The sequence below is a fragment of the Nocardia sp. NRRL S-836 genome (assembly GCF_001279525.1).
In the GTDB taxonomy this organism is placed as follows: Bacteria; Actinomycetota; Actinomycetes; order Mycobacteriales; family Pseudonocardiaceae; genus Lentzea.
In genome coordinates this window covers 266606-291263 of the sequence record NZ_LGDY01000091.1, presented here as the reverse complement: position 1 = coordinate 291263, position 24658 = coordinate 266606, and the positions used below count along the sequence as shown (strand labels likewise).

26 protein-coding genes and 1 pseudogene are annotated in these 24658 nt (G+C 70.7%); 9 read left to right on the top strand and 18 right to left on the bottom strand.

Annotated elements, in window-relative coordinates; translation table 11 throughout:
- Nucleotides 1-33 precede the first annotated feature (33 nt).
- The 5 genes from prcA to ADL03_RS12255 all read right to left on the bottom strand — a co-directional run bounded on the left by prcA (nt 34) and on the right by ADL03_RS12255 (nt 5973).
- The gene (gene prcA, locus ADL03_RS12275; protein ID WP_053733494.1) at nt 34-798 is read right to left on the bottom strand and encodes a proteasome subunit alpha; all 765 of its coding nucleotides are present in this window, start codon (nt 796-798) and stop codon (nt 34-36) included.
- A 34-nt stretch (nt 799-832) separates the two neighbouring features.
- A complete protein-coding gene (gene prcB, locus ADL03_RS12270) occupies nt 833-1573 on the bottom strand; it encodes a proteasome subunit beta (RefSeq protein WP_369808970.1) in 741 nt (246 codons plus the stop codon).
- A 156-nt stretch (nt 1574-1729) separates the two neighbouring features.
- Nucleotides 1730-1924 (bottom strand): ubiquitin-like protein Pup, encoded by a 195-nt coding sequence (locus tag ADL03_RS12265; RefSeq protein WP_053733492.1) that lies wholly within the window; start codon nt 1922-1924, stop codon nt 1730-1732.
- A gap of 79 nt (nt 1925-2003) precedes the next feature.
- A complete protein-coding gene (dop, locus tag ADL03_RS12260) occupies nt 2004-3497 on the bottom strand; it encodes a depupylase/deamidase Dop (protein WP_053733491.1) in 1494 nt (497 codons plus the stop codon).
- Nucleotides 3498-3570: 73 nt separating this feature from the next.
- Nucleotides 3571-5973, bottom strand: a complete 2403-nt coding sequence (locus ADL03_RS12255) for an FtsX-like permease family protein (RefSeq protein ID WP_053733490.1) — start codon at nt 5971-5973, stop codon at nt 3571-3573.
- Nucleotides 5974-6080: 107 nt separating this feature from the next.
- Here ADL03_RS12255 and ADL03_RS12250 point away from each other — a divergent pair, with 107 nt between their 5' ends.
- A complete protein-coding gene (locus tag ADL03_RS12250; RefSeq protein ID WP_053733489.1) occupies nt 6081-6578 on the top strand; it encodes an NUDIX hydrolase in 498 nt (165 codons plus the stop codon).
- On the opposite strand, the gene ADL03_RS12245 is transcribed toward ADL03_RS12250, so the two are convergent.
- From ADL03_RS12245 to ADL03_RS12230, 4 genes and pseudogenes are all read right to left on the bottom strand, one after another.
- Entirely contained in the window at nt 6565-7443 is an 879-nt protein-coding gene (locus ADL03_RS12245) for an aldo/keto reductase (RefSeq protein ID WP_053733488.1), read from the bottom strand. The genes ADL03_RS12250 and ADL03_RS12245 overlap by 14 nt on opposite strands.
- A gap of 85 nt (nt 7444-7528) precedes the next feature.
- On the bottom strand, nt 7529-8584 hold the full coding sequence (locus tag ADL03_RS12240; protein WP_053733487.1) for a glycoside hydrolase family 5 protein: 1056 nt from the start codon (nt 8582-8584) through the stop codon (nt 7529-7531).
- Nucleotides 8585-8682: 98 nt separating this feature from the next.
- Nucleotides 8683-9438 (bottom strand): ABC transporter permease, encoded by a 756-nt coding sequence (locus ADL03_RS46850; protein ID WP_053733486.1) that lies wholly within the window; start codon nt 9436-9438, stop codon nt 8683-8685.
- A gap of 41 nt (nt 9439-9479) precedes the next feature.
- Nucleotides 9480-10136: pseudogene (locus tag ADL03_RS12230) on the bottom strand (ABC transporter ATP-binding protein); the annotation flags it as partial.
- 111 nt (nt 10137-10247) lie between these two features.
- Here ADL03_RS12230 and ADL03_RS12225 point away from each other — a divergent pair.
- Entirely contained in the window at nt 10248-11315 is a 1068-nt protein-coding gene (locus ADL03_RS12225) for a sensor histidine kinase (RefSeq protein WP_197288271.1), read from the top strand.
- On the top strand, nt 11312-11938 hold the full coding sequence (locus ADL03_RS12220; protein WP_053733483.1) for a response regulator transcription factor: 627 nt from the start codon (nt 11312-11314) through the stop codon (nt 11936-11938). Before ADL03_RS12225 ends, ADL03_RS12220 begins: the two co-directional genes overlap by 4 nt.
- 56 nt (nt 11939-11994) lie before the next feature.
- Here ADL03_RS12220 and arc read toward each other — a convergent pair whose 3' ends face one another.
- Nucleotides 11995-13791 (bottom strand): proteasome ATPase, encoded by a 1797-nt coding sequence (gene arc / locus ADL03_RS12215; RefSeq protein ID WP_053733482.1) that lies wholly within the window; start codon nt 13789-13791, stop codon nt 11995-11997.
- 716 nt (nt 13792-14507) lie between these two features.
- Here arc and ADL03_RS12210 point away from each other — a divergent pair.
- Both ADL03_RS12210 and ADL03_RS48350 read left to right on the top strand, forming a co-directional pair.
- Complete coding sequence (locus ADL03_RS12210; protein ID WP_053733481.1) at nt 14508-15326, top strand: hypothetical protein; 819 nt, start codon at nt 14508-14510, stop codon at nt 15324-15326.
- A gap of 62 nt (nt 15327-15388) precedes the next feature.
- A complete protein-coding gene (locus ADL03_RS48350; RefSeq protein WP_053733480.1) occupies nt 15389-16240 on the top strand; it encodes a hypothetical protein in 852 nt (283 codons plus the stop codon).
- A 53-nt stretch (nt 16241-16293) separates the two neighbouring features.
- Here the strand turns inward: ADL03_RS48350 and ADL03_RS12200 are convergent, their stop codons facing one another.
- Together ADL03_RS12200 and ADL03_RS12195 are read right to left on the bottom strand one after the other, a co-directional pair.
- Entirely contained in the window at nt 16294-17118 is an 825-nt protein-coding gene (locus ADL03_RS12200) for a tRNA (adenine-N1)-methyltransferase (RefSeq protein ID WP_197288332.1), read from the bottom strand.
- A gap of 15 nt (nt 17119-17133) precedes the next feature.
- Complete coding sequence (locus ADL03_RS12195; protein ID WP_197288270.1) at nt 17134-18252, bottom strand: site-2 protease family protein; 1119 nt, start codon at nt 18250-18252, stop codon at nt 17134-17136.
- A gap of 96 nt (nt 18253-18348) precedes the next feature.
- Here ADL03_RS12195 and ADL03_RS12190 point away from each other — a divergent pair, with 96 nt between their 5' ends.
- Nucleotides 18349-19194 carry a PD-(D/E)XK nuclease family protein gene (locus ADL03_RS12190; protein WP_053733478.1) on the top strand — a complete coding sequence of 282 codons (846 nt, stop codon included), beginning with the start codon at nt 18349-18351 and terminating at the stop codon, nt 19192-19194.
- Nucleotides 19194-19955 carry a thioesterase family protein gene (locus ADL03_RS12185; protein ID WP_053733477.1) on the top strand — a complete coding sequence of 254 codons (762 nt, stop codon included), beginning with the start codon at nt 19194-19196 and terminating at the stop codon, nt 19953-19955. Before ADL03_RS12190 ends, ADL03_RS12185 begins: the two co-directional genes overlap by 1 nt.
- Before the next feature lie 11 nt (nt 19956-19966).
- On the opposite strand, the gene ADL03_RS12180 is transcribed toward ADL03_RS12185, so the two are convergent.
- The 3 genes from ADL03_RS12180 to ADL03_RS12170 form a co-directional block, all read right to left on the bottom strand.
- Nucleotides 19967-20785 (bottom strand): hypothetical protein, encoded by an 819-nt coding sequence (locus ADL03_RS12180; protein ID WP_053733476.1) that lies wholly within the window; start codon nt 20783-20785, stop codon nt 19967-19969.
- Nucleotides 20782-21432, bottom strand: a complete 651-nt coding sequence (locus ADL03_RS12175; RefSeq protein ID WP_157528507.1) for a hypothetical protein — start codon at nt 21430-21432, stop codon at nt 20782-20784. Before ADL03_RS12175 ends, ADL03_RS12180 begins: the two co-directional genes overlap by 4 nt.
- Before the next feature lie 124 nt (nt 21433-21556).
- Nucleotides 21557-22102 (bottom strand): TetR/AcrR family transcriptional regulator, encoded by a 546-nt coding sequence (locus ADL03_RS12170; RefSeq protein ID WP_053733474.1) that lies wholly within the window; start codon nt 22100-22102, stop codon nt 21557-21559.
- A gap of 72 nt (nt 22103-22174) precedes the next feature.
- Here ADL03_RS12170 and ADL03_RS12165 point away from each other — a divergent pair, with 72 nt between their 5' ends.
- Both ADL03_RS12165 and ADL03_RS12160 read left to right on the top strand, forming a co-directional pair.
- Nucleotides 22175-22570, top strand: coding sequence for a DUF4345 domain-containing protein (locus ADL03_RS12165; protein ID WP_053733473.1), 396 nt, complete (start codon nt 22175-22177; stop codon nt 22568-22570).
- Nucleotides 22567-23196 carry a phosphoribosyltransferase gene (locus tag ADL03_RS12160; RefSeq protein ID WP_053733472.1) on the top strand — a complete coding sequence of 210 codons (630 nt, stop codon included), beginning with the start codon at nt 22567-22569 and terminating at the stop codon, nt 23194-23196. Before ADL03_RS12165 ends, ADL03_RS12160 begins: the two co-directional genes overlap by 4 nt.
- Here ADL03_RS12160 and ADL03_RS12155 read toward each other — a convergent pair.
- Genes ADL03_RS12155 through ADL03_RS12145 form a run of 3 tightly spaced genes read right to left on the bottom strand, consistent with a single transcriptional unit; the run spans nt 23152 to nt 24597 of the window.
- A complete protein-coding gene (locus ADL03_RS12155) occupies nt 23152-23439 on the bottom strand; it encodes an antibiotic biosynthesis monooxygenase (protein ID WP_369808967.1) in 288 nt (95 codons plus the stop codon). The genes ADL03_RS12160 and ADL03_RS12155 overlap by 45 nt on opposite strands.
- Nucleotides 23440-23441: 2 nt before the next feature.
- Entirely contained in the window at nt 23442-24302 is an 861-nt protein-coding gene (gene hisG, locus ADL03_RS12150; RefSeq protein ID WP_053733470.1) for an ATP phosphoribosyltransferase, read from the bottom strand.
- 13 nt (nt 24303-24315) lie between these two features.
- A complete protein-coding gene (locus tag ADL03_RS12145) occupies nt 24316-24597 on the bottom strand; it encodes a phosphoribosyl-ATP diphosphatase (RefSeq protein ID WP_197288269.1) in 282 nt (93 codons plus the stop codon).
- Between the last annotated feature and the right edge of the window lie 61 nt (nt 24598-24658).

Below are 24658 nucleotides of genomic sequence, written 5' to 3'. Positions count from 1 at the left end.
GCCGGGGACCTCCCTCGTCATTCCCAGCCGGAGCTACTTCGGCTCGTCCTCCGAAGGCAGCTCCACCTCCGTCACGTCCTTGCCGTCCTTGGTGGCCGCCGGCAGCAGCTGGTCCAGCGCCGCCCCGGCGATCCGCCGGAACGCCCGCCGAGGCCGAGCCCGCTCCAGCACGGCGACCTCCAGCTTCGCGGCGGGAAGGATCTCCGCGGCACCGTTCCCGGTCGACGACGACCCGGCGGACAACGCCTTCACCGCCACCGGAACCGCCTCGGCCAGCGTGAGGCCGTCCGCGAACGACTCCTTCAGCGCCGTGTTGGCGGCGTCGACGGTGCCACCCATCACGATGTACTGCGGTTCGTCCACGATGGACCCGTCGTACGTCAGCCGGTACAGCGTGTCGGAGGCGGCCGAGTCGCCGACCTCGGCCACGCAGATCTCCACCTCGAACGGCTTGATCTGCTCGGTGAAGTAGGTGCCCAGCGTGGTGGCGTACACGTTCGCGAGCGACCGGGAGGTCACGTCGCGCGGGTCGTTCTGGTAGCCACGCACGTCCGCGAACCGGATGCCCGCCTGGCGGAGGTTCTCGAACTCGCTGTACCGGCCGACGGCCGCGAAACCGATGCGGTCGTAGATCTCCGAGACCTTGTGCAGCGTGCTGGAGGGGTTCTCCGCGACGAACAGAATGCCGTCCGCGTACTTCAGCACGATGACGCTGCGACCCCTGGCGATGCCCTTGCGGGCGTACTCGGAGCGGTCGCGCATCACCTGCTCTGCCGATGCGTACAACGGCATCGTCATGGGTGGTGCTCCTGACGTCGAACCTGATGGGGACTCAGCCTGCTGGGCGGGACCGGCGGCCTTCGACGACCGCGTCGGCGATCGTCTGGATCTGGGACTCCGGTACCTCGACGGCGCCGTCGGCGCCGTTGATCGTGACCACGATCGGGTAGAGGCGGCGGACCGGGTCGGGGCCGCCGGTGGCCGAGTCGTCGTCCGCCGCGTCGTACAGCGCCTCGATGACCGAGCGGATCGCGCCGTCGACGTCCGCGTCCGGGTCGTAGAGCTTCTTCAGCGCCGACTTCGCGAACAGCGAGCCGGAACCGACGGCCTGGTAGCCCTGCGACTCCTCGTAGCGGCCGCCGGTGACGTCGTAGGACACGATGCGGCCCGCGCGGTCCGCGTCGGCGGCCGACGTGTCGTACCCGGCGAACAGGGGCACCACGGCGAGGCCGGCCATGGCCGCGTCGAGGTTGCCCCTGATCATCGCTGAGAGGCGGTTCGCCTTGCCGTCGAGCGACAGCGGAACGCCCTCGATCTTCTCGTAGTGCCGCAGTTCGACCGCGTACAGCCGCACGATCTCGATCGCGATGCCCGCCGTGCCCGCGATGCCGACGGCCGAGTGGTCGTCGGTCACGAAGACCTTCTTCATGTCGCGCTGGGCGATGACGTTGCCCATCGTCGCGCGCCGGTCACCGGCGATCACGACGCCACCCTTGTAGGTGACAGCGACGATCGTCGTCCCGTGCGGGGCCTGGACGGTCCCCTCCGGGAGCTTCCGGGCCGACGGCAACATGTCCGGTGCCTGTGCCCGCAAGAAGTCCGTGAACGACGACGAGCCCGGCGTCAGGTACGCCGAAGGCAACGCCGCGGCCGGGTAACGCCCGGTCGAGCTGTGGTCCATGTGTTGGTTGTTCTCCCGTCCCCGAAGTGGTCAACAGGCCAGGACGGCCTACTGACCACCCTTCTGCACGTATGCGCGGACGAAGTCCTCCGCGTTCTCCTCCAGCACGTCGTCGATCTCGTCGAGGATCGCGTCCACGTCCTCGCCGAGCTTCTCGCGACGCTCCTGGCCGGCTCCGGCGGCACCCTCGGCGCCGTCGTCTCCGTCGCCACCGCCCTGGTGCTGCTTCTGTTCCTGGGACATCTCGGCCTCCCACTGACTCGCCTGACAAGAACACTACCCAGCGGCACCGACAAAAATCCTGAGCCACTCGGGTAGACGATCACCCGCGAGTCAGTGCATCGACCAGCTGCTCGGCGGTGTCCGAAGCCTCCAAGAGGGCTCCGACGTGCGCTTTCGTCCCGCGCAGCGGCTCCAGCGTCGGAATCCGCACGAGTGACTCGCGACCGAGGTCGAAGATCACCGAGTCCCACGACGCGGCCGCGACCGAGGTCGGGTAGCGCTCCAGGCACCGGCCGCGGAAGTACGCACGCGTGTCCTCCGGCGGAGTCGTGATGGCCGCGCGCACCTCCTCCTCGCTCACCAGGCGCTTCATCGAGCCGCGCGCGACCAGGCGGTTGTAGAGGCCCTTGTCCAGGCGCACGTCCGAGTACTGCAGGTCGACCAGGTTGAGCCGGGCCGAGCCCCACGCGAGGCCGTCGCGCTGCCGGTAGCCCTCCAGCAGCCGCAGCTTGGCCACCCAGTCGAGCCGGTCGGCGCACTCCGCGGGGTCGCGGGCCAGCGCGTCGAGCACCTCGCCCCACACCCGCAGCACGTCGCGGTCGCCGACGCCCTCCTTCTCGACGAAGGCGGTGGCGCGCTCGTGGTAGGCGAACTGGATGTCCAGGCCGGTGAACTTGCGGCCGCCGGTCAGCTCGACCTTCGTCTTGAGCGTCGGGTCGTGGCTGATCTGGTGCACCGCGCGCACCGGGTCGACCATCCGCAGGTCGTCGAACCGCTGCCCGGCCTCGATCATGTCGAGCACCAGCGAGGTGGTGCCGACCTTGAGGTACGTCGAGTACTCGGCCAGGTTCGCGTCGCCGATGATGACGTGCAGGCGCCGGTACTTGTCCGCGTCGGCGTGCGGTTCGTCGCGGGTGTTGATGATGCCGCGCTTGAGCGTGGTCTCCAGGCCGACCTCGACCTCGATGTAGTCGGCGCGCTGCGAGAGCTGGAAGCCGGCTTCCTCACCGGCGGCACCGATGCCGACGCGCCCGGACCCGGTCACGACCTGGCGCGACACGAAGAACGGCGTGAGGCCCGCGATGACGGCCGTGAACGGCGTCGAGCGCTGCATCAGGTAGTTCTCGTGCGTGCCGTACGACGCGCCCTTGCCGTCGACGTTGTTCTTGTAGAGCTGCAGGCGGGGCTGGCCGGGCACGGTGGCGGCGCGCAGCGCGGCCTCCTCCATCACCCGCTCCCCCGCCTTGTCCCAGATCACCGCGTCACGCGCGTTGGTGACCTCGGGAGCGGAGTACTCGGGGTGCGCGTGGTCGACGTAGAGCCGCGCGCCGTTGGTGAGGATGACGTTCGCCGCGCCCAGGTCCTCGACGTCGGAGTCGGCGGGGTGCCCTCCGGGCGAGCCCAGGTCGAACCCGCGGGCGTCGCGCAGCGGCGACTCCACCTCGTAGTCCCACCGCGCCCGCCGGGCGCGCGGTATGTCCGCCGCCGCCGCGTAGGCGAGCACCACCTGTGTCGAAGTGAGCACCGGGTTCGCGGTCGCGTCGCCCGGCACAGAGATGCCGTACTCGACCTCGGTTCCCATGATCCGCCGCATACGCAACACCTTAGGACCTGACCCCGACAAAGGCGTGAGGGGAGCTTCACGGTGAAGCTCCCCACCACCCTATTCACCCGGACGCCAGTCCGGCGGCAGGACGGATCCTCGAAGCGCCGCGGGAAGGCCCGAACGCGGCGACCACGGCGAGGACCACGACCGCCACCGCGCCGATGACCAGCGGAAACACCACCGATGCGGCCGGAAGCACCAGCGGGATGCCGAGGGACAGGATCGCGATCACCGCGTACCCGAACCCGAGCACGCCACCGCCGATGACCCCGACGAGGGCCAGCATGACCGCTTCGGCGATGACCCCGCCCTGCAGCCCGCCGCGAGTGACGCCCAAGGCGCGCCGGAGCGCGAGCTCCTTGCGGCGCTCCTGGACGGAGATCGTGAGCGCGGTGCCGATGCCCGTCACGGCGACCGCCACGGACAGCCCGAGCAGCACCATCATCAGCACGGTGCCGAGGTGCATGTACCGGTCGGCCTCCGCGCGTTCGTCGGCGTCGGTCTGCACGACGACGGTCGGGTGGTCCGGCAGCGCGGCCTGCAGCCCCGCGCGGAACTTCGCCGGGTCGGTCCCCGGTTGCAGCGCGACCAGCACCTTCTCCGTCGGTCCCGACGTGAGGCCGCCGATGATCGGCGTGTAGCCGGTGAGCGTGCCGGGCACGGTCCCGACGACGTCGTAGCGCTTGCCGCCGACCTCGACGAACGGCCGGTCCTCCCAGTGCGGCGGCACGATCGCGGTCCCGGAGGTGAACCGCTCGGCGCCGGGCACGTTCTGCGCCTTGAGCCAGGCCTTGAACTCCTCCGGGTCGGCGCCCGCCCCGTTCTCGGCCCGGTGCAGCGCGACGCTGGCGGCCACGCCGTCCTGCGCGGGGATGGCGGGCAGCGGCCGCTCCCCCGCGTCGACCACGGTGGCGTCCGGGCGTTCCTCGTTCGCGAACGAGTGGGTCATCTCCTGCGCGGTGCCCAGAAGGACCAGGAAGAACGTCACCATCGAGCTGGCCAGCAGCAACGGCAGCGCGACCGACGCCGAGCGCTGCGGCATCCTGCGGACCTCGGCGCCGGCGAGCTTCCAGTGCGTGCCGCCGATCTTGCCGAACAGCCGCGCGATGAACGGCACCGTGACCGGGCCGAGGATCCAGAACAGGCCCGTGACCGCGGCGATCGCGGAGAACGTGACGGCGAGCGGCGCCGCCGCCGTGCCCTTGGCGGCGACGGCTCCCAGGGCGAGGACCGCGGCACCACCGATGAACAGAAGACCGAACACGAGCCGAAGGCGGCGCACGGACCGCGTCGGCACCTCGTTGTCAGCCTCGCGCAACGCGGCGAGGGGCGACACGCGCGCGGCGTTGACCGCGGGACGAACGGCGGCAACGACCGACAGCACCGCGGCGACGACGACTCCGAGGACCACGTACCCCAGCGACGGCAGCAGCTCGGGGCTGAGCTCGACCGCGCCGAACAGCACGGAGATGCCGGTGACGTCGAACGTCCTCGCGAGGATCCACGCCATCGGCCCGCCGAGCAGCGCGCCACCGACGCCGGCCACCACACCCGTCAGCAGCGCCTCGAACAGGCTCCTGCGCACCAACGGCCCGCGCTGGGCGCCGATGCACCGCAGCAACGCCGTCTGCCGCTGGCGTTGCGCGTAGACCGCGCGGAACGTGGCGGCGGCGACGAACACGGCGGTGGCCAGCGCGAGCACGCTGAAGGGCAGCAGGATGAACGTCAGGTCGTTGCCGATCTTGTCGGCGTCCGGCTCCGGGTCCCACACGACGTAGGAGGCACCGGCGGCGGTCTTGACGGCGTCACGTGCCCCGCCGATCACCCACACCTGCTTGGTGAGCGGCTGCGGGTCGAGCTTGCGCGCGAGGTCGGGACCGGCGACGAGCACGGGTCGCGAGTCGATCCCGCCCTTCTTCAGGACGCCGCTGACGGTGACGCTGAACGGTTTCCCGTCCGCGGCGGCCAGCGAGACCCCGTCACCGGGCCTGAGCCCGCGCTCGTAGGCGGTGATCTTGTCGACGGCGACCTCGTTGTCGGCGGCGGGCTGCCTGCCCTCCGCCAGCGGCCAGCGCACCAGGTCCGGCTGCTGGACGTGCACCTCCGCCCGGTGCTGCCCGGCGCGGCCGTTCGCGTCCAGCAGGTCCGCCTCCGCCACCTGCACGGGTACCGCCCTGCCGACGGCGGAGAGCTTCGCGAGCAGCGCGTCGTCCAGCTTCACGGTGGTGCGTTGCGCCCCGCTGCTCTCGGAGGGGTCGTACGGCTGCGGCTTGACCTCGACCACGTGCCCCACGGAGGACGGTGTGACCGGTGCCCCCTCGTCGACCGACCGGGTGAGCGCGTCGCTCAGCACCAGGGCGGCCAGCAGGCAGGCCACGCCGACGACGAGCGCGACGCCGGGCAGCAGCGCGCGGCCCGGCCGGGCGCGGAACTCGGCGACGCCGAGCCGCAGGGAAGTGGACACGAATCCTCCTCGGTGACGTCTGACGGTCCCGAAGGTAGGAAGGGAGGTGATCAGCGGGCGTCGGACTGGGGTAGCAAGCTCGCGTACGACCACAGGAGGACACGGAGATGATCAACCTCTACGACGAGGACGCGAACGTGATCGGCGAGGTGACGCGCGAACGGATGCGGGCCGAGAACCTCTGGCACGGCTGCGTCCTCACCGTGGTGTTCTCGGTGGACGGAGAACGCGTCTACGTCCACCGCCGCACCGACACCAAGGACGTCTTCCCCGGCCTCTACGACTACGCGGCGGGCGGCGTGATCGACGCCGGCGAGACCCCGGACGAGGCGGCGGCCCGCGAGCTGCGCGAGGAGCTCGGCGTCGTGGCGCCGCTCACCCCGCTGTTCCAGACCACCTACGTCGACGACCTGACCCGCTACCACGCGTGGGTCTACGAGACGCACTACGACGGGCCGTTCACCCACCAGCCCGAGGAGGTCGCCTGGGGCGGGTGGATGGCCGCGGACGAGCTGCGCGGCAAGATCGAGGACCCCGGCTGGCCGCTGGTGCCGGACGGGCGTGCCATCGGCCGCGAGTGGTTGCGCCGCACTAGTTCCAGCTGAGCGCTGACCGCGTCGCCCAGTACTGCTCGGCCGGTTCGGAGAGGTCGGGCAGCACGACCTCGACGGTCAGGCCCGCCGCGTTGGACCGCAGCTGCTCCGGGCTCGCCGCACCGGACAGCACGACGTCCACCCACGGCTGCTGGGCGACGGCGGCCAGCGCCACGGCGTCCGTGCCGACGCCCAGCTCCTTCGCTTGCGCGACAACGGGTTCCGGCGCCCGCACGGCGAGCCGGCCGTTCGCCATGCCCTCCTTGATGATCACGGTCAGCCCGGCGGCGTGCGCCTCGCCGAGTGCCGCGGCCGCGGAGGTCTCCAGCACGTTCCAGGTGGACTGGACGGACCCGAAGATGCCGAGGTCGAGGGCCTTGCGGATGGCGTCGGCCTGGTTCGGGCCCGAGGTGGAGAACCCGAGCGGGACGCCGGTCGCGACCATCGCCTCCTGCAGCGCCCGGTCGGTGAACAGCGGGCTGTCGGCGGTCAGCGAGTGCACCTGGTAGAGGCCGACCTTCGGCAGCAATGCGGAGGTTTCGGCCCACTGCCGGGTGAAACGGGCCAGCGAGTGCTCCTTGACCTCGTGCACCTCGGCGTCGGGCCGCCAGTCCGCGGTGTAGGCGTAGCCCCACTTGCTGGACACGGTCACGTCCTCGTGGCCCGGCAGCCACTCGGACAGGAACTGCTCCGCGAGGCCGTACGACCGTGCCGCGTCGACCCACCTGATGCCCATCTCGTACGCCTCGTCGAGCACGAGGTGGCACTGCGCGCGCATGGCGTCGACGTCGCGCACCCGTGGCAACGCGTCCTCACGGCCGAGGTTGATGTAGGCGGGACGACCGAGCGACGCGAGACCCAGAGCGAGTTGTGCCATGCCGACTACCGTAAAACGGCGCCGCCGACGCCGAACGGCGGCCCCGTGGGACCGCCGTTCAGGTGACCCGCCGGGCCGGGGTTCGTCAGAAGTCGTCGGCGGTGCGGATGTGGTTGCGCACCCACTTGCCGGCGTCCTTGAGCGGCCCCTCACCGGTGAAGCCGCTGCCCGAGCACGTGCCGCTCTTGAACACCGCGCCGGTGCGGTGGTCGTCGGAGAAGTTCCAGTTCGTCCAGGAGATCTTGGCCTCCTTCATGAACGTGATGAACCTGTTCGCCATGGTGAAGTCGTTGGGACCGTCACCGGAGGCCTCCTGCGAGCCGAACTCGGTGACGAAGACCGGCACCTGGCTCGACACCGTGCGCAACGCGTTCAGGTACGAGTCGCGGTGGTCCTTGGCGTAGAAGTGGAACGTGTACATCAGGTTCGAGGCGTTGACCTTGTTGCGGCTGACCTCGTTGACGTCCTTGCCGTCGGACAGGCCGAAGGTCGACCAGCCGTGCGTGCCGACGAGCACGAGGCTGTCCGGGTCCTCCGCGCGGATGGTCGGGATGACGGCCTCCGCGTAGGACTTGACCTTCGCCCACGACACGCCGTTCGGCTCGTTGGCGATGTCGTAGATGATGTTCGTCTTGTCCTTGTGGCGCTGCGCGATCTCCTTGAAGAACGTCTTGGCGCGCGTGGTGTTGTGGTTCGGGTCGCCCGGCGAGAGCTGGTGCCAGTCGACGAGGGCGTACAGGCCGCGCTTGGTGGCTTCCTCGATGTAGCCGTGCACCATGTCGGTGAACTTGCGGGGGTTGGACTCGTAGCCACCCTCCTGGACGTACAGCGAGATGCGCAGGACGTCGGCCTTCCAGTCGTTCGCGAGCGCGTCGAGCGACGCGGTCTTGACGCACTGGGAGTACCACTGGATGCCGTGCGTGCTCATGCCGCGCAGCTGGATCTGCTTGCCGTTCTTGTTGCACAGCTTGACGCCGCACACCTTCAGCTGACCGTTGACCGCCGCGGGCGAACCCGCCGGCAGCGCGGCCGCGGAGACGTCACCCACGGGCGCGGCGGCGACCGAGCTGCCCGCCATCACACCGGTCAGGGGGAGCACGAGTGCCGCGGCGAGCGCGACCACAGACCTCTGCCAAGCCATTGAGCGTCTCCTCTCGAACTGTCGGCGGCGGATTAGATAAGTAAGTTTCCTTACGGATTAAAGGTAGAGACGACCTTAAAGGCCGTCCCAAGAGAACGTCAAGCATCTCGTCGTAGAAAGGCGACAGTTCCGGTACTCAGCGTCACCATCACGTACGCCAGCAAACAGGCGACGGCGGCCACCGGGCCCAGCGGCGGGTCCTCCACCACGCCGGCCACCTCCCACACCAGGTACGGCACCATCACCGCCGAGGCGTCGATGTGCCACGGAGGCGGCAGCATCGGCGTGATCGCGGGCAGACCCCACAGCAGCAGGCCCACCACAACGATCGTGACGGCGGTCGACCGCACGGCGAGCCCGATCCCCAGGCCTGCCAGACCCGTCACGAGGATCGACAGCACCGCCGCACCGGTCCACGGCAGCACGTCCCCCAGGCCGTCCCAGGGCGCGATCGGCGGCGGCCGGTCCCCCATGATCAACCAGCTGGAGCCGGTGCTCACCGCGAGGGCGGCCGCGCCGAGGACCACGGCCAGGGCCGCGACGAGCACGGTTTTGGCGGCCAGCAAGCGCTTCCGGTCCGGCACGGCGGTCAGTGCGGCGAGCCTCGGGTCGGACGTCGCGACCAGCGCGCCGAGCGCGGCGACGAGGAACTGGACCACGGGCGTGATCACCACGCTGCTGTCCGCGGAGGCGAACCTGGCCTGTTCCGCGGCCGCCGAGGTGTCGTAGTCCTGGACCATCAGCCACGACAGCAACGCGCCCGAGACCAGCACCAGCCCGATGACGGCGACCAGCCCGTACGGCGCGCGGACGGTCCGCAGCTTGAGCCACTCCGCGGCGAGTGCGTTCCTCACAGTCCCCTCCCCGAGGTCAGGTCGAGGTAGGCGTCCTCCAGGGAACCGTTGCGGGTCAACGCCTCCATCGGCGTCTCCTGGATCAGCCGTCCTCTTGCGACGATCACGACGTGGTCGGCGGTCAGCGCCATCTCGCTCATCAGGTGACTGGAGACGAAGACCGTGCGGCCCTCCCGCGCGAGCGACCGCATCAGGTCGCGGATCCACCGCACGCCCTCGGGGTCCAGGCCGTTGACCGGTTCGTCGAACATCAGCACCTGCGGGTCGCCCAGCAGCGCCGCCGCGACGCCGAGCCGTTGCTTCATGCCCAGCGACAACGCCTTGATCCGCCGGTCGCGCACGCCGCCCAGCCCGACCCGTTCCACCAGCTCGACCGCACGCGCACGGCTGATGCCGTTGCTCGCCGCGAGCCAGCGCAGGTGGTCCAGCGCGCTGCGCCCGTGGTGCACGGCCGACGGGTCCAGCAGCACGCCGACGTGGCGCAGCGGGTGGTCCAGGTCCGCGTACCGCCGGCCGCCGACGAGCGCCTCGCCCCCGGTGGGCCGGTCCAGGCCGACGATCATGCGCATCGTCGTGGACTTGCCGGCGCCGTTGGGGCCGAGGAAGCCCGTCACCACTCCGGGCCGGACGGTGAACGACAGCCCGTCGACCGCTGTCGTGCCGTCGTATCTCTTGGTCAGGTTCCGCACCTCGATCATGCGCAACAGCGTCGGCTGTGCGCACGTGCGGCGGATCGGCCCGAGGTCCGAACCAGGGAATCGGACCGTGGTCCGAGGCGTCGCGGCCGGGTGCTCGTTACGGTCGGGACCGTGATCGCGAGACTGCACCTCTACCTGGTCGACCTCACCGCCGCGGTGGTGATCGGCGTCCTGGTGGGCTACGCCATGGTGGAGCACCAGGAGAAGCCGTGGTGGCTCGTCCTGCCCTCCACCGCACTCGTCGCGCTGCCGGTCGCGGTGCGGCGGATCTGGCCGGTGCCCGCGCTGGCGGTCACCACGGCGGCCACGGTGGCGGTGGTGATCGGCCAGGTGCTGCCGACAGAAGCGCTCGGCGCCCCGGTGGGGGCGGTGTGCTTCGCGCTGTACACCGTCGCCGTGCAGTGCTCACGGACGTGGTCGCTCGCCGGGTGCGCGGTCGCCGTGGTCGCGATCTCCGGCGTCTCCGGAGGGGAACCGGAGAACGTGCTGGTCGTCATCGCCTCGCTGGGCGCCGTGTGGGCCATCGGCTACACGACCCGGCTGCGGCGGTCGATGCTGGAGCGGGAGCTCTCCCAGCGGTCCGAGCAGGCGCTGACCGACGAACGCATGCGCATCGCCCGCGAGCTGCACGACGTGGTGGCGCACAACCTCTCCCTGATCGCGGTGCAGGCGGGCAACGCCGCACATGTGCGCTCACCCGAACATGCCTACGCGGCCCTGACCGTCATCTCCGAGACCAGCCGGGCCGCGCTGACCGAGATGCGCGGGCTGCTCGGCGTGCTGCGCTCCGACGCCGCGCTGGCCCCCTCCCCCGGCCTCGACGGGCTGGCCGAGCTGGCCGACCGCGCGTCACTGGCCGGCGTGCGCGTCACGTTGGACGTGCGGGGTGACGCCGCCGTGCCGGAGGGCGTCGGGCTGTCGGCGTACCGGATCGTGCAGGAGGCGCTGACGAACGTCGTGAAGCACGCGGCACCGGCCTCGTGCACGGTGGTGGTGGACGTGACGCCGTCGTCGGTGCGGGTCGAGGTGACCGACGACGGACCTGGGGTGAAGGAGCTCGGTGTGGGACACGGGTTGATCGGGATGCGGGAACGGGTGGCGGTGTACGGCGGCGAGTTCAGCGCCGGACCGGGCACCGGCGGTGGCTTCCGGGTCGTGGCGGAGCTGCCGCACCGATGACCCGCGTGCTGATCGTCGACGACCAGGCGTTGCTGCGCGCCAGCTTCCGCCTGCTGGTGGACAACGAACCGGACCTGACCGTGGTGGGCGAGGCCGGCACCGGTGCCGAGGCGGTCGCGCTGGCCGCGTCGCTGGAGCCCGACGTCGTGCTGATGGACATCCGCATGCCGGAGGTGGACGGCATCGAGGCAACCCGGCGGCTGAACGGCCCCAAGGTGCTGGTGCTGACCACGTTCGGCCTCGACGAGTACGTGTTCGGGGCGTTGCGCGCCGGTGCCTCCGGGTTCCTGCTCAAGGACACGCCGCCGGCCGAGCTGCTGACCGCGATCCGGGTGGTGGCGTCCGGCGAGTCGCTGCTGTCGCCGTCGGTCACGCGGCAGCTGATCGCGGAGTTCGTGCGCCGCCCCTCGTCACCGGCGGTGCGGGGGCTGGAGCGGCTGACCGAGCGGGAGAAGGAGGTGCTGCTGCTGATCGCCCGCGGGCTGTCCAACGCGGAGATCATGGCGGCGCTGCACGTCAGCACGGGCACGGTGAAGACGCACATCGGGAACCTGCTGGCGAAGCTGCACGCACGCGACCGGGCGCAGCTGGTGATCGCGGCCTACGAGTCGGGCCTGGTCTGACAACGCCGAACCGCCCCGGCCGCGAGGAGCGACCGGGGCGGTTCGGGTGTGCTGTCCTACAGGTAGGTGCCGGTGTTCGTGGCCGTGTCGATCGCCCGGCCCGCCTCCTGGTTCTTCCCGGTGACGAGCGTGCGGATGTAGACGATCCGCTCGCCCTTCTTGCCCGAGATGCGTGCCCAGTCGTCGGGGTTCGTGGTGTTCGGCAGGTCCTCGTTCTCGGCGAACTCGTCGATGATGGCCGCCTGCAGGTGCCGGACCGAGAGGCCGGGCTGCTTGGTGTCGAGCAGCGACTTGATCGCCGCCTTCTTGGCCCTGTCGACGATGTTCTGGATCATGGCGCCGGAGTTGAAGTCCCGGAAGTACAGGACTTCCTTGTCACCGTTGGCGTAGGTGACCTCCAGGAACCGGTTGTCCTCCGACTCCTCGTACATGCGCTCGACGGTGTGCTGCACCATGCCCTCGATGCAGGCCTTCGGGTCCCCGCCGAACTCGGCGAGGTCGTCGGCGTGCAGCGGGAGGTTCGGCGTCAGGTACTTGTTGAAGATGTCCTTCGCGCCCTCGGCGTCCGGCCGCTCGATCTTGATCTTCACGTCGAGGCGGCCGGGCCGCAGGATCGCCGGGTCGATCATGTCCTCGCGGTTGGAGGCGCCGATGACGATGACGTTCTCCAGGCCCTCGACGCCGTCGATCTCCGAGAGCAGCTGGGGCACGATCGTCGTCTCGACGTCGGACGACACACCGGAACCGCGGGTGCGGAAGATCGAGTCCATCTCGTCGAAGAACACGATCACCGGGGTGCCCTCGGACGCCTTCTCACGAGCTCGCTGAAAGATCAGGCGGATGTGCCGCTCGGTCTCGCCGACGAACTTGTTGAGGAGCTCGGGACCCTTGATGTTGAGGAAGTACGACTTGGCCTGCTTGTCGGTCTCCCCGCGGATCTCGCGCACCTTCTTGGCGAGCGAGTTGGCGACGGCCTTGGCGATGAGCGTCTTGCCGCAGCCGGGAGGGCCGTAGAGCAGCACGCCCTTGGGCGGGCGCAGCTCGTACTCGCGGAACAGGTCCGCGTGCAGGAACGGCAGCTCCACGGCATCGCGGATCTGCTCGATCTGCCGGGACAGACCGCCGATGTCGGAGTAGTCGATGTCCGGGACCTCTTCGAGCACGAGGTCCTCGACCTCGGCCTTGGGCACGCGCTCGTAGGCGAAGCCGGCCTTCGAGTCGACGAGCAGCGAGTCGCCGGGCTTGAGCGGCGAGTCGAGCAGCGGCTGGGCGAGCCAGACCACCCTCTCCTCGTCCGCGTGGCCGACGACCAGCGCGCGGGCGATCTGGTCCTCCCCTTCCTCGGAGAGCACCTCCCGCAGCGCGCAGACCTCACCCGATCGCTCGAACCCACCGGCCTCGACGACGGTCAGCGCCTCGTTGAGGCGGACGGACTGGCCGAAGGACAGCTTCTCCGGCTCGACCGCCGGGGACACGGCGACCCGCATCCTGCGGCCGGAGGTGAAGACGTCCACCGTCCCGTCGTCGAACCGCGCCATGAAGACGCCGTACCCGCTGGGCGGTTGGGCCAGCCGGTCGACCTCCTCACGCAGCGCGAGCAGCTGGCTTCGTGCTTCGCGGAGGGTGTCTATGAGCTTCGTGTTTCGCTCGGTCAGCTGGCTGACGCGCTCAGTCGCCTCAGCCAAGCGCTGCTCGAGCAACCGCGTGTGCCGCGGCGACTCGGTCAGCTTGCGACGCAACGACGCGATCTCGTCCTCGAGGAACCTGATCTGCGCAGTCAGCTCAGCGGAATTGTTGCCCTGGTTCAGCTCGCCACCCTCATCGGGTTGGCTGCCGGGATGACCGTGCTGCATGTCGGCACCCTCCTCCCGTGTACGTACCGATTACGGTACCGGCGATCACCGACAAAATGGGGTACCCACAACATCATCTTCGCTCGTGTGACGCAACGGCTCCGCCTCCAACAGAGGTCAACTGCTCCATCTCGGTGTCCGGTTCGCCCGCTTACCCGCTACCGTGCGTCCCGGAAACCGCGGTCGGCGCCTCGTGCCACGGCACGCGGCCCGACCTGCGAGAAGTCGGAGGAGAGGGTCATGGGAGCACCGGTTCGGGTGACCCGTTCCCACGCTCCGCGACCACCCCTCCGACGACCCCGGACACACCTGGTACGGTTCTCGGCCCGGCGACGGGCGTGTTCGTGCCGCCGTCCCACCAGGTGGACGATCTGGTGCTCCGTTCGGCGGTCACGCACCGCTACCCACCTCGTTCTCGCTCGTCGGAGGACCCGCCGAGACGGATCTCCGACACCTCCGGCCGGCGTGCGGCCAACCGGGTGGTTTTGCCGGCGCAAGGGGCGCACCACCCCGACAGCGCAGCGCATCGCCCTCGATTCCCGGTGGAGTTGCCGCAATCGTTATCGGGCAGGGCCTTCGCAACGCGGGCCGGCCACCCCACGTGGTGTGCCCGGCCACTCGCGCGCGCCGATGACGGCCGTTCGACCACGCGCTCCGGCGCCAGGCACCACAATGTGCAGCGGAAAGATCACTGCATTCGCATCGGGGGAGTTTCGATGACCTACCCGCCGCAACCAGGCGGTCCGCACGGCCCGCAGCCGCAACACGGGTACGGCCAGCAGCCGCAGCCCGGCTGGGGCCAGCCGCAGCAGCCCGGCTACGGACAGCAGCCCGGCCCGTACGGCCAGCCGCAGCAGGCGCCGTTCGGCCAGCCGGGCGGCGGGTACCCGCAGCAGCCTCCGCACGGCCGGCAGCAGGGGCCCTACGGGCAGCCGGGTCAGTACGGCCAGCAGCCGGGTTACGGCGGCCCCGGCGGTCCGCCGCCCAAGAAGAAGACCGGCCTGGTCATCGGCGTGATCGCGGCCGTGGTCGTCGTCCTCGGCGGCGGCATCACGGCCGCCGTGCTGCTCAGCGGCGACGACGGCAAGTCCGCGGCGCCGGACGTCACCCCCGGCCCCACCTCCGGTAGCGACACGAGCACCACGAGCAGCCCGAAGACCTCCACGACCGACGGCAAGAACCCAGGTGGTCAGGACAAGGCCGCGGAAACGACCGCCAAGAAGTTCGGCGACATCATGCTCGCGTCGCTGAAAGAGGGCTCGATGACGGCCGCGAAGTTCTCCGAGGTGGCCTGTCCCGGCTTCATCAAGGAGGGCGAGGGCGCGAAGCAGCCACCGCAGACCGCCCCCAGGGTGAACGTGAGCAAGGTGTCGGTCTCGGGTGACACCGGTACGTTCGACCTGCGGATGGACGACCTGGTGAACGCCAAGGGCGAGAAGGGCTTCATCCTGTACAGCATGACGCTGCAGAAGAAGGACTCCGGCTGGCTCGTCTGCGGCAAGTCCTCGGTGAAGGAAAGCCGCTCCACCGGCTGACGCGTCACACCTGAAAGCTCACGGCAAGCACCACAACCTCATCCAGTTCGGGGGAGTTCCACATGACCTACCCGCCGCAGCAGCCCGGTCCCTACGGGCAGCAGCCGCAGCCCGGTGGTCCGTACGGGCAGCAGCCGCCGCAGCAGCCGGGTTACGGCCAGCAGCCGCAGCCCGGATACGGCCAGCCCCAGCAGCCGGGCTACGGGCAGCAGCCCCCGCAGCCTGGTTACGGCCAGCCCCAGCCTGGCTACGGCCAGCCGCAGCAGGACCCGTTCGGCCAGCAGGGCCCGCCCACCGGCGGGTTCCAGCAGGGTCCCTACGGCCAGCAGCCCGGCCCGTACGGCCAGCAGCCCGGTTACGGCGGCCCCGGTTTCGGTGGCCCGCCGCCGAAGAAGAGCAAGACCGGCCTGATCATCGGCGTGGTCGTCGGTGTGCTCGTGCTGGTCGGCGGTGGCGTCACGGCCGCCGTCATGCTCTCCGGCAACGGGTCGAGCGACTCCAGCACCACCGCGTCCGACCCCGGCAGCTCCGACGGCAAGTCGGGCGGCAACGACGAGGCCGACGTCAAGAAGGTCGCCGAGGAGTACATCGCCGCGGCCGTCGCGAAGAACGAGAGCAAGGCCAAGTCGATGACCTGCAAGCCGGTCCTCGACGAGGCGGCGGAGATCGAGAAGAACCTCACCCCCGAGCAGCGGAAGCTGGCGGAGCAGTTCAAGGACATGCCGTCGCCCAAGCTCAGCTACAAGGGCGCCACGATCTCCGGTGACGAGGCGAAGGTCAAGATCAACAGCGTCTCGGAGCTCGGCGGGAAGTCCCAGTCGCTCGACATCGACTACACGTTCAAGAAGGAGTCTGGCAAGTGGAAGTACTGCCAGCTCGTCAAGGACCTGAAGCTCCCCACGCCGACCAGGTGACGTCGTGAGCAAAGGGGGTCCCTCCGGCCGGAGGGACCCCCTTTTCGCTGCTCTCAGCCCTTGCTGGGGCGGCGCTGCGGCCTCGGCGCCGTCACGCCGTCCGCGAGCTTGCGCGTGGTCAGCAGGAACGCGGTGTGCGCGATCATCCGGTGCTCCGGGCGCACCGCGAGACCGACGACGTGCCACGGGCGCACGAGCGTCTCCCACGCGTGCGGCTCGGTCCAGCACGTCATCTCCCGCAGCGCCTCGGTGACCACGGACAGCTGCGTGGTCGTCGCGACGTAGACGACCAGGACGCCGCCGGGGATGAGGTTCTTCGCGATCGTGGGCAGGACCTCCCACGGTGAGAGCATGTCGAGGATGACCCGGTCGACCTCGCCCTCGTGGTTCTTCACGTCGTCGACGGTGATCGACCAGTTGCCCGGCCGCTCGCCGAAGAACGTCTCCACGTTGCGGATCGCGTGGACCGCGTGGTCGTCGCGCACCTCGTAGGACTGGACGCTGCCCTTCTCCCCCACCGCGCGCAGCAGCGAGCACGACAACGCGCCGGAGCCCGCCCCCGCCTCCAGCACGCGCGCGCCGGGGAAGATGTCGCCGTACATGACGATCTGCGCGGCGTCCTTCGGGTAGATCACCTGCGCGCCCCGCGGCATCGACAGCACGTAGTCGGGCAGCAGCGGGCGCAGCGCCAGGAAGTTCGTGCCGCCCACGGACGCCACGACCGAGCCCTCCGGCTGCCCGATGAGCGCGTCGTGCGGGATGGCGCCGCGGTGGGTGTGGTACTCCTTGCCGGGTTCGAGGACAACGGTGTAGTGCCGCCCCTTGGGGTCGGTCAGCTGAACCCGGTCGCCCGGTTGGAACGGTCCACTTGCGCTAATCACCGCGCAATGGTGTCAAACGCCCTTCTCAATGGCCGCACGCAGGTCCTCCCTGCGCAGCACACCGGCCGGACGGCCCTCAAGGTCGACGACGAGGAACTGCCACGCGGCGGTGCCCCGGACGCGTTCCACGATCTCCTCGCCCGGCTCGTCGGCCAGCAGCACCGTCTCCGGCAGGATCGGTTCCGCCGCCTGCTCGGCGGGGGCGAACGGGCTCGTCGCGGCCAGCTCGCGCGCGGCCTCGGTGTCGAGCAGCCCGGCCGCGACGCCGTCGGCCCGCACCAGCACCACCCCGCGTCCCGCACTGGTGCTCAGCGCGTCCGCCACGGGACTTTCGGCGGGCAGCTGGAGCACCGGGAGGATCAGGTCGTCGAGCGTCACGCCGGCGGGCCAGGTGCGGCGCCGTTCGCTCGCGAGCTCGCCACGTGCGCCGGCGACGACGACCCACGCCGTGAGCGCGCACACACCGAAGCGCAGCCACCGGTCCTCCGCGCCTTCGGCGATGCCGTAGAGGGCCCACACGACCAGCGCGAAGGCCACCAGGAACCCGCCGACCACGGCGACCCGCGTGCCGGTCGAGCGGTGCCCGGTCGCGGCCCACACACCGGCCCTGACGATCCGGCCGCCGTCCAGCGGAAGACCGGGCAGCAGGTTGAACACGGCCACCGCGACGTTGGCGGCGGCGATCTGGGCGACCAGCAGCCAGACGACGTTGCTGGACTCCATGACGAACGCGCCGAGGCCGAAGAGCACGGCCAGCACGACCGAGACGGCGGGTCCCGCTGCGGCGACCGCGCCCTCGTGGCTGGGTTTGCCGGGGGTGCGCATGATCTCCGACAGCCCGCCCAGCAGGTACAGGCGCAGTCTTCTCACCGGCAGGCCCAGGCGCAGGGCCGCGACGCAGTGCCCGAGCTCGTGCGCGAGCACGCTCAGGCCGAGGAAGACCGCGAAGAGCGCCGCGAGCACCAGGCCGACCGCCGGGGGCGTTCCGGGCGCGAGGTCGTCGACCAGCGGTGCGTAGAACGCCACGACGATCGCCGACCCGATCCACCACGACGGCGCGAGCAGCACCGGGATGCCCGCCACCCGGAACAGCAGCAGGCCGCCCTCCTTCTCGCTGATCCGCGCGGCCACGGGTGCACTGTAGAGGGAGGTGTGTGATCTCGCGGTGTACCGCGCCGGACCAGGGGGTGTCCCGGAATTGTCAGACCCCTGTCCTAGGGTCGGAGTATGAGCACCACGTTGCGCAGGCCCGCGTTGTCGCCGTCGCGGGCAGGGGACTTCAAGCAGTGCCCGCTGCTCTACCGCTTCCGCGCCGTCGACCGCCTGCCGGAGCGGCCGACGAAGGCGCAGGTGCGCGGCACAGTCGTGCACGCGGTGCTGGAGGACCTGTTCGCGCTGCCCGCCGCCGAGCGGGTGCCCGACCGCGCCCGTTCGATGATCGCGCCCGCCTGGGAGCGGGTCCGCGCCGAGCGCCCGGAGTTCGCCACGCTCTTCGAGACGCCGGGCAGCGAGGAGGAGGCGGAGTGGCTGGCGTCCGCGACCAAGCTGCTGGACGGCTACTTCGGCCTGGAGGACCCGCGGCGGCTGGAGCCGGAGTCGCGCGAGCTGCTGGTCGAGTCCGAGCTGCCCTCCGGTGTGCTGCTGCGCGGCTACATCGACCGGGTGGACGTGGCGCCGACGGGCGAGATCCGGGTCGTGGACTACAAGACCGGTGCCGCGCCGCGCGAGATCGGCGAGGCCAAGGCGTTGTTCCAGATGAAGTTCTACGCGCTCGTGCTGTGGCGGCTGCGCGGCGTGGTCCCCCGCCAGCTGCGCCTGATGTACCTCGCCGACCGCCAGGCGCTGGCCTACACCCCGGACGAGTCGGAGCTCGCGCGCTTCGAACGCACCCTGGAAGCCATCTGGCAGGCCATCATGCGCGCCGCACCGACCGGCGACTTCCGCCCGTCGCCCAGCCGCCTGTGCGACTACTGCGACCACAAGGCCTTCTGCCCCGCGTTCGACGGCACCCCGCCGCCCTACCCCGGCTGGCCGGAGCCCGACGACACCGAGCCCCTCCAGGACCGCGACTGATGCCCGCCTTCTACGAGCCTCTGGACGAGCACACCTACCGCTCGACGCCGCACACCGTGGGCCCGTGGGGCCCCGACAGCCAGCACCTGGGCCCGCCCTCGGCCCTGCTGGTCCGTTCCCTGCTGGACACCGACCGCGTGCTGGCCCGCGTGACGTTCGAGGTCCTCGGCCCGGTCCCGGTCGCCGATCTGACGGTGTCCACCGCACTCGACCGCCCGGGCCGTTCGGTGGAGCTGGCCTCCGCCACGCTGTCGCACGAGGGCCGCCCGGTCCTGGTGGCCCGCGCGTGGCGCATCGTCGCCTCCGACACCACCCCGGTCGCCGGCGGCTCCGGCGAGCCTCTCCCCCCACCGTCCTCCGCGGTGCCGATGGAGATCCCCGGCCACTGGGGCGGCGGCTACCTCTCCGCCGTCGAATGGCTCTCGTTGTCCGGCGGCATCTTCACCCCCGGCGACGCCCGCGTCTGGGCCCGCCCGCGCGTCGACGTGGTCGAGGGCTCCGAGACCTCACCGCTGGAGCGCCTCTTCTCCGTGGTCGACTCCGCGAGCGGCGTCTCGTCCCGTGTGGACATCCGCAAGTGGTACGCCATCAACACCGACCTGACCGTGCACCTGCACCGGCAGCCGGTCGGCGACTGGGTGGGCCTGGACGCGCGGACGACGATCGGGCCGGACGGCGTGGGCGTGGCGACCAGCACGGTGCACGACGTGGACGGCCCGGTGGGCACGACGGCGCAGGCCCTCTTCGTGCGCGAACGCTGAGGACGGGCACCTCAACGCGAGAACTCCAGCCGGGTAGTGGCGTCATCCCGCAGCACCACGACGACGCCGTTGCCCCGCGTCCACTCGCCGGACACGAGGAAGTACTTGCCGCCGGTGTTCTCCAGCAACCGCAACCCGACGTAGCGGTACCGGTACCTCGACTTGTCCCCGTCGAGCCCTTCCTCTCGCACGCCCGGCGCCGTGATGTGCATCCGTTCCTGGCTGTACACCGCCACGGCGGGTGCCCGCAGCGGCTCGAACTCCTCGGCCAGCCGCAACCCGTCGACCTGCGCGTAGTTCAGCGCGCTCCAGAACAGGCTCAGCACCCCCGCCGCCACCGCGAACAGCCGCACCTTCGGCCAGTCCCACGCGCGGCGGCCGCGCAGGTGGACCACGTAGCAGGACAGCATGACGCCGGCGCCGACGGTCAGCGGGAAGACGTAGAAGCTCACCACCGGCCACAGGTAGCCGAGGGCGAAGACCGGCAACGGGAACAGCAGCCACGACCACACCAGCCACCGCTGCTTGCGCTGGGAGACAACGGGTTCGAGCCACAGCCAGACCAGAGCGACCACCACGACCACGGCCAGCAGCCGGAACACCGGGTTGATGCTGCGCAGCAGGTAGTCCGCTGTGGACATGCCCAGGACGTTGCTCTCGATGCCCAGCGCGCGGGCCTGCGTCTCACAGCGCTTCCAGCCGAACGCGACGAGCAGTCCGGTGATCACCGTGACGTTCGCGAGCACCGCCCCGATCCGGCGCAGCGCGTCGTTCTGGTCGGCCGGGGCGGGCCGCTTCTGCCTGCGCGGCAGCAGTTTCGGCTTCCTCACGTCGACGGCACCGTGGTGGTCGTCGTACGCGTGGTCGTACGCGTTGTCGTGGTCGTCGTGGTGGTGCCTTCGACGACGTCCGTGCGTGGGTCGTCTTTCGCGAACGGGTCGTCGGTCGGCCACTTCGGCGGTGTGCCGGGCGTGCACCGCACGGACTCCTGCGCGACCTGGTCGACCACGCTGCGCACGGCCTTCAGCACCGCGCAGTCGACCGCCGCGGAACCGCCGGCGCCCTGGCGCATCTGCAGGCCCAGCGCCGTCGCCTTGGCGAGCATCACCCGTGCCCCGCTCACGTCACCACGGCAGAGGTCGACGGCCGCCTGGTAGAGCGGGGCGTTGCGCGGGGTCAGCAGGCCGCTCCACGTCCGGTCCAGCTCCTGCTGCGCCTCGCCGCACGCCTTGGCGAGCAGGCGCCGGTAGAGCGCGTCCTCGTTCGTCGTCGGCGAAGTCGGGCCTTCTGGCAGGAACCAGCCGTACTGCCGTTTCGTCGTGGTGGTCGTCTTCTCGTGAGCCGTTGTCGTGTCGTGCGCAGCCGTGCCGGTGGTCGTCGTGACGACGGCGTCGGTGGGCGCGGTCAGGGCGCCGCTGCCGCAGCCGGCGAGGGCCAGCACGAGTGCGACCGAGATGTACCTGGGGCCGCCGGGCATCACGACCACCGCCTTTTCGTCGGGTAGCGCAAGCTAGGAGGCACCAGGGCGCCCTGCTGATACACCAACCCGTTACGCCGGAAGAGGGATCGCGCCGACCGGATGCTGCCGTCGTGCCGTGGACCTATTCCAGGTCGAGGGCCCCGAGCAACGCGCGAACGCAGAGGTCACGCAGCTCCACCCGGTCGAAACGCTGATGCGCCAACCACTCCACGCACATCACCCGCACGAGCTCCAACCAGGCCAGCACCGCCGCGGACGCGAGTGGACCGTCCACCCCGGCCGCGGCGAGCAGCCGGCGTTGCAGGGCGGCGAACCCGCCCGTGATCACCGCGCGCACCACCGGGTCGGTGGCCAGCACGCGGTTCGCGGCCAGCACCAGGTTGCGGTTGGCCTGGAAGTAGTCGAAGTGCGTGTCGAGGGCGACGGCGACCTGCTCGGCGAGCGTGCCGTCACCCAGGTCCTCGACCTCGGTCAGCAGCTGCTCGGTGGCGCGCTGGTGCACGGCGGCGAAGAGGTCGCGCTTGCTGGAGAAGTGCCGGTACAGCAGGGCGCGGGAGATGCCCGCCCGGGTGGCGACCTCCTCCATCGCCACGTCGTCGTAGGGCTTTGCCGCGAACAGGGCCGCGCCGGTGTCGATCAGCTGCGAGCGGCGTGCTTCCGGGGTCATCCTCACAGCCGCCAGGTTAGTTGACACGTGTCCACCAAGAGTAGTAGACAGCTGTCAACCAGGGGGATCGGGATGGCCGTAGCGCTGAGGGCTCTCGCTTGGACGATGGGCGTGGCATGCGTGCTGATCGGGGCATATCACGTCGTGCTGGGTGTCGCCTCGGTACCGGGCGCGGAGGACGCAGGGGCGACGGTCGACAGCCGCGAGCGCTTCTACAACGCGATCTTCCTCGGGTACGGGCTGGCCTGGGTCTGGGTGGCCCGGCAGAGGCCGGTCCCGGCCACCGCCGTCCGCCGGCTGGCCGGCGTGTTCGCCCTGTCGGCGGTCGGGCGGTTGCTGTCGCTCGCGGTGCACGGGCAGCCGCACTGGTTCCAGCTCCCGCTGATCGCACTCGAAGTGGTGCTTCCACCGGTGTTCTTCTGGCTGGCCGCGTCCGACGAGAAACGCGTAGCGTCGACGAGACTGTGAAGAGGTTCGCGAACCGGCGGGAGGCGGGCCGCGCCCTGGCCGCGCGGCTCGCGGAGCAGACCTGGCACGATCCGCTCGTCCTGGGGCTGCCGCGCGGCGGTGTGCCGGTGGCGGCCGAGATCGCCGAGGTGCTCGGCGCCGAGCTGGACGTCGTGGTGGCGCGCAAGATCGGCGCACCGGACCACCCCGAGTACGGCGTCGGCGCGGTCACCGCGGACAGCCCGCCGATCTACGACCCGGCCGTGCTCAGGGCGCTCGGGCTCACCGAGGAACAGCTGACCGGCACGTGCGAGCGCGAACGGGACGAGGCCGCGCGCCGGACCGCCCTCTACCGCCGGGGCCGGCCGCCGCTGGCGGTCGAGGGGCGTGACGTGGTCGTGGTGGACGACGGCCTGGCCACCGGCGTGACCGCCAGGGCGGCGTTGCACCGGCTGGAGCAGCTCGGCCCGCACCGGGTCGTGCTGGCGGTGCCGGTCGCGGCGCGGGAGTCGCTGGCGACGTTCGGCACCCCGGTCGTCACGGTGCTGGTGCCGCGCGGCTTCGGCGCGGTGAGCCGCTGGTACGACCGCTTCGAGCAGCTCTCAGACGCCGAGGTCCTCGAAGTGCTCGACCACCGGGAACGGTGAGTAGAACCGGTGCAGCAGCTCGGACCACCGTGCGTACGACGGACCCTGGCGGAACCCGGTGGTGTGCGCCTCGACCGACTCCCACCGCACCAGCAGCAGGTACCGGTCGGCGTTCTCCAGGCACCGCAGCAGCCGCAGGCCGAGGAAGCCCGGCGAGGCGGAGATCAACGCCCGCGCCTCGCCGAAGGCCTCCTCGAACTCCGCCGCACGCCCCGGCAGGACGTCCAGCAGAGCGTGCTCCACGATCACAGGCGGCAGAACCGGATGTCCGAGGCCAGGATCGCCTTGGCGCCGACCGCGGCCAGCTCGTCCATCACCCGGTTCGCGTCGCGGCGGCGCACCATCGCCCGCACCGCCACCCAGTCGTCGTCGGCCAGCGGCGCGACCGTCGGCGACTCCAGGCCCGGCGTGAGGCTGATCGCCTCGTCCAGCAGCGTGCGTGGGCAGTCGTAGTCGAGCATCAGGTACTGCTGGGCGAACACGACACCCTGCAGGCGGGCCTGCAGCTGCTTCTTCGCCGCCGTCAGCTCGGAGCCGGAGCGGTGCACCAGGACCGCCTCCGACTCGCAGATCGGCTCGCCGAACGCCACCAGGTCGTGCTGGCGCAGCGTGCGGCCGGAGCCCACGACGTCGGCGATCAGGTCGGCCACGCCGAGCTGGATCGAGATCTCGACCGCGCCGTCGAGGCGGATCACCGTGGCGTTGATGCCCCTGCGCCGCAGGTCGCGGCCGACGAGCTTCGGGTAGGCCGTGGCGAGGCGCTTGCCCTCGATGTCCTCGACCTTCCAGTCGGTGCCGCTGGGCCCGGCGTAGCGGAACGTCGAGCCGCCGAAGCCCAGCGCCAGCAGCTCCTCGACCGAGGAGCCGTTGTCGTCGGCGCCGGAGTCGGCGGCGAGGTCGCGGCCGGTGATGCCCAGGTCGAGGTCACCGGACGCCACGTAGATCGCGATGTCCTTGGGGCGCAGGAAGAAGAACTCGACGTCGTTGCTCGGGTCGAGCACGGTCAGGTCGCGCGGCTCGTGCCGCTGCCGGTAGCCGGCCTCGGTCAGCATGGCGGAGGCGCGTTCGGCGAGCGCGCCCTTGTTCGGGACTGCTACGCGCAGCATCAGGAGGTCTCCGTCAGAGGTACTTGTAGACGTCGTCGAGGGTCAGGCCGCGGCCCAGCATGATCACCTGGAGGCGGTACAGCAGCTGCGAGATCTCTTCGGCGAGCTTCTCGTCGGACTCGTACTCGGCGGCGATCCAGACCTCGCCCGCTTCCTCCAGGACCTTCTTGCCCTGCGCATGGACGCCGGCCTCGAGCGCAGCCACGGTGCCGGAACCCTCCGGCTTGGCGCGGGCTCGTTCGGTCAGTTCGGCGAACAGCGAGTCGAAGGTCTTCACGGGTAGGCATCCTCCCATCTCCCGGCGACCCGTCCACACCGCGGTCGCATCTGTTTCAGCCCGTGGACGTGATCTGTCC

Coding starts and splice junctions, on each gene's coding strand:
- prcA (WP_053733494.1), bottom strand. CDS start 798: ATGACGATGCCGTTGTACGCATCGGCAGAGCAGGTGATGCGCGACCGC.
- prcB (WP_369808970.1), bottom strand. CDS start 1,573: ATGTTGCCGTCGGCCCGGAAGCTCCCGGAGGGGACCGTCCAGGCCCCG.
- ADL03_RS12265 (WP_053733492.1), bottom strand. CDS start 1,924: ATGTCCCAGGAACAGAAGCAGCACCAGGGCGGTGGCGACGGAGACGAC.
- dop (WP_053733491.1), bottom strand. CDS start 3,497: ATGCGGCGGATCATGGGAACCGAGGTCGAGTACGGCATCTCTGTGCCG.
- ADL03_RS12250 (WP_053733489.1), top strand. CDS start 6,081: ATGATCAACCTCTACGACGAGGACGCGAACGTGATCGGCGAGGTGACG.
- ADL03_RS12245 (WP_053733488.1), bottom strand. CDS start 7,443: ATGGCACAACTCGCTCTGGGTCTCGCGTCGCTCGGTCGTCCCGCCTAC.
- ADL03_RS12240 (WP_053733487.1), bottom strand. CDS start 8,584: ATGGCTTGGCAGAGGTCTGTGGTCGCGCTCGCCGCGGCACTCGTGCTC.
- ADL03_RS12220 (WP_053733483.1), top strand. CDS start 11,312: ATGACCCGCGTGCTGATCGTCGACGACCAGGCGTTGCTGCGCGCCAGC.
- arc (WP_053733482.1), bottom strand. CDS start 13,791: ATGCAGCACGGTCATCCCGGCAGCCAACCCGATGAGGGTGGCGAGCTG.
- ADL03_RS12210 (WP_053733481.1), top strand. CDS start 14,508: ATGACCTACCCGCCGCAACCAGGCGGTCCGCACGGCCCGCAGCCGCAA.
- ADL03_RS48350 (WP_053733480.1), top strand. CDS start 15,389: ATGACCTACCCGCCGCAGCAGCCCGGTCCCTACGGGCAGCAGCCGCAG.
- ADL03_RS12190 (WP_053733478.1), top strand. CDS start 18,349: ATGAGCACCACGTTGCGCAGGCCCGCGTTGTCGCCGTCGCGGGCAGGG.
- ADL03_RS12185 (WP_053733477.1), top strand. CDS start 19,194: ATGCCCGCCTTCTACGAGCCTCTGGACGAGCACACCTACCGCTCGACG.
- ADL03_RS12175 (WP_157528507.1), bottom strand. CDS start 21,432: ATGCCCGGCGGCCCCAGGTACATCTCGGTCGCACTCGTGCTGGCCCTC.
- ADL03_RS12170 (WP_053733474.1), bottom strand. CDS start 22,102: ATGACCCCGGAAGCACGCCGCTCGCAGCTGATCGACACCGGCGCGGCC.
- ADL03_RS12165 (WP_053733473.1), top strand. CDS start 22,175: ATGGCCGTAGCGCTGAGGGCTCTCGCTTGGACGATGGGCGTGGCATGC.
- hisG (WP_053733470.1), bottom strand. CDS start 24,302: ATGCTGCGCGTAGCAGTCCCGAACAAGGGCGCGCTCGCCGAACGCGCC.
- ADL03_RS12145 (WP_197288269.1), bottom strand. CDS start 24,597: ATGGGAGGATGCCTACCCGTGAAGACCTTCGACTCGCTGTTCGCCGAA.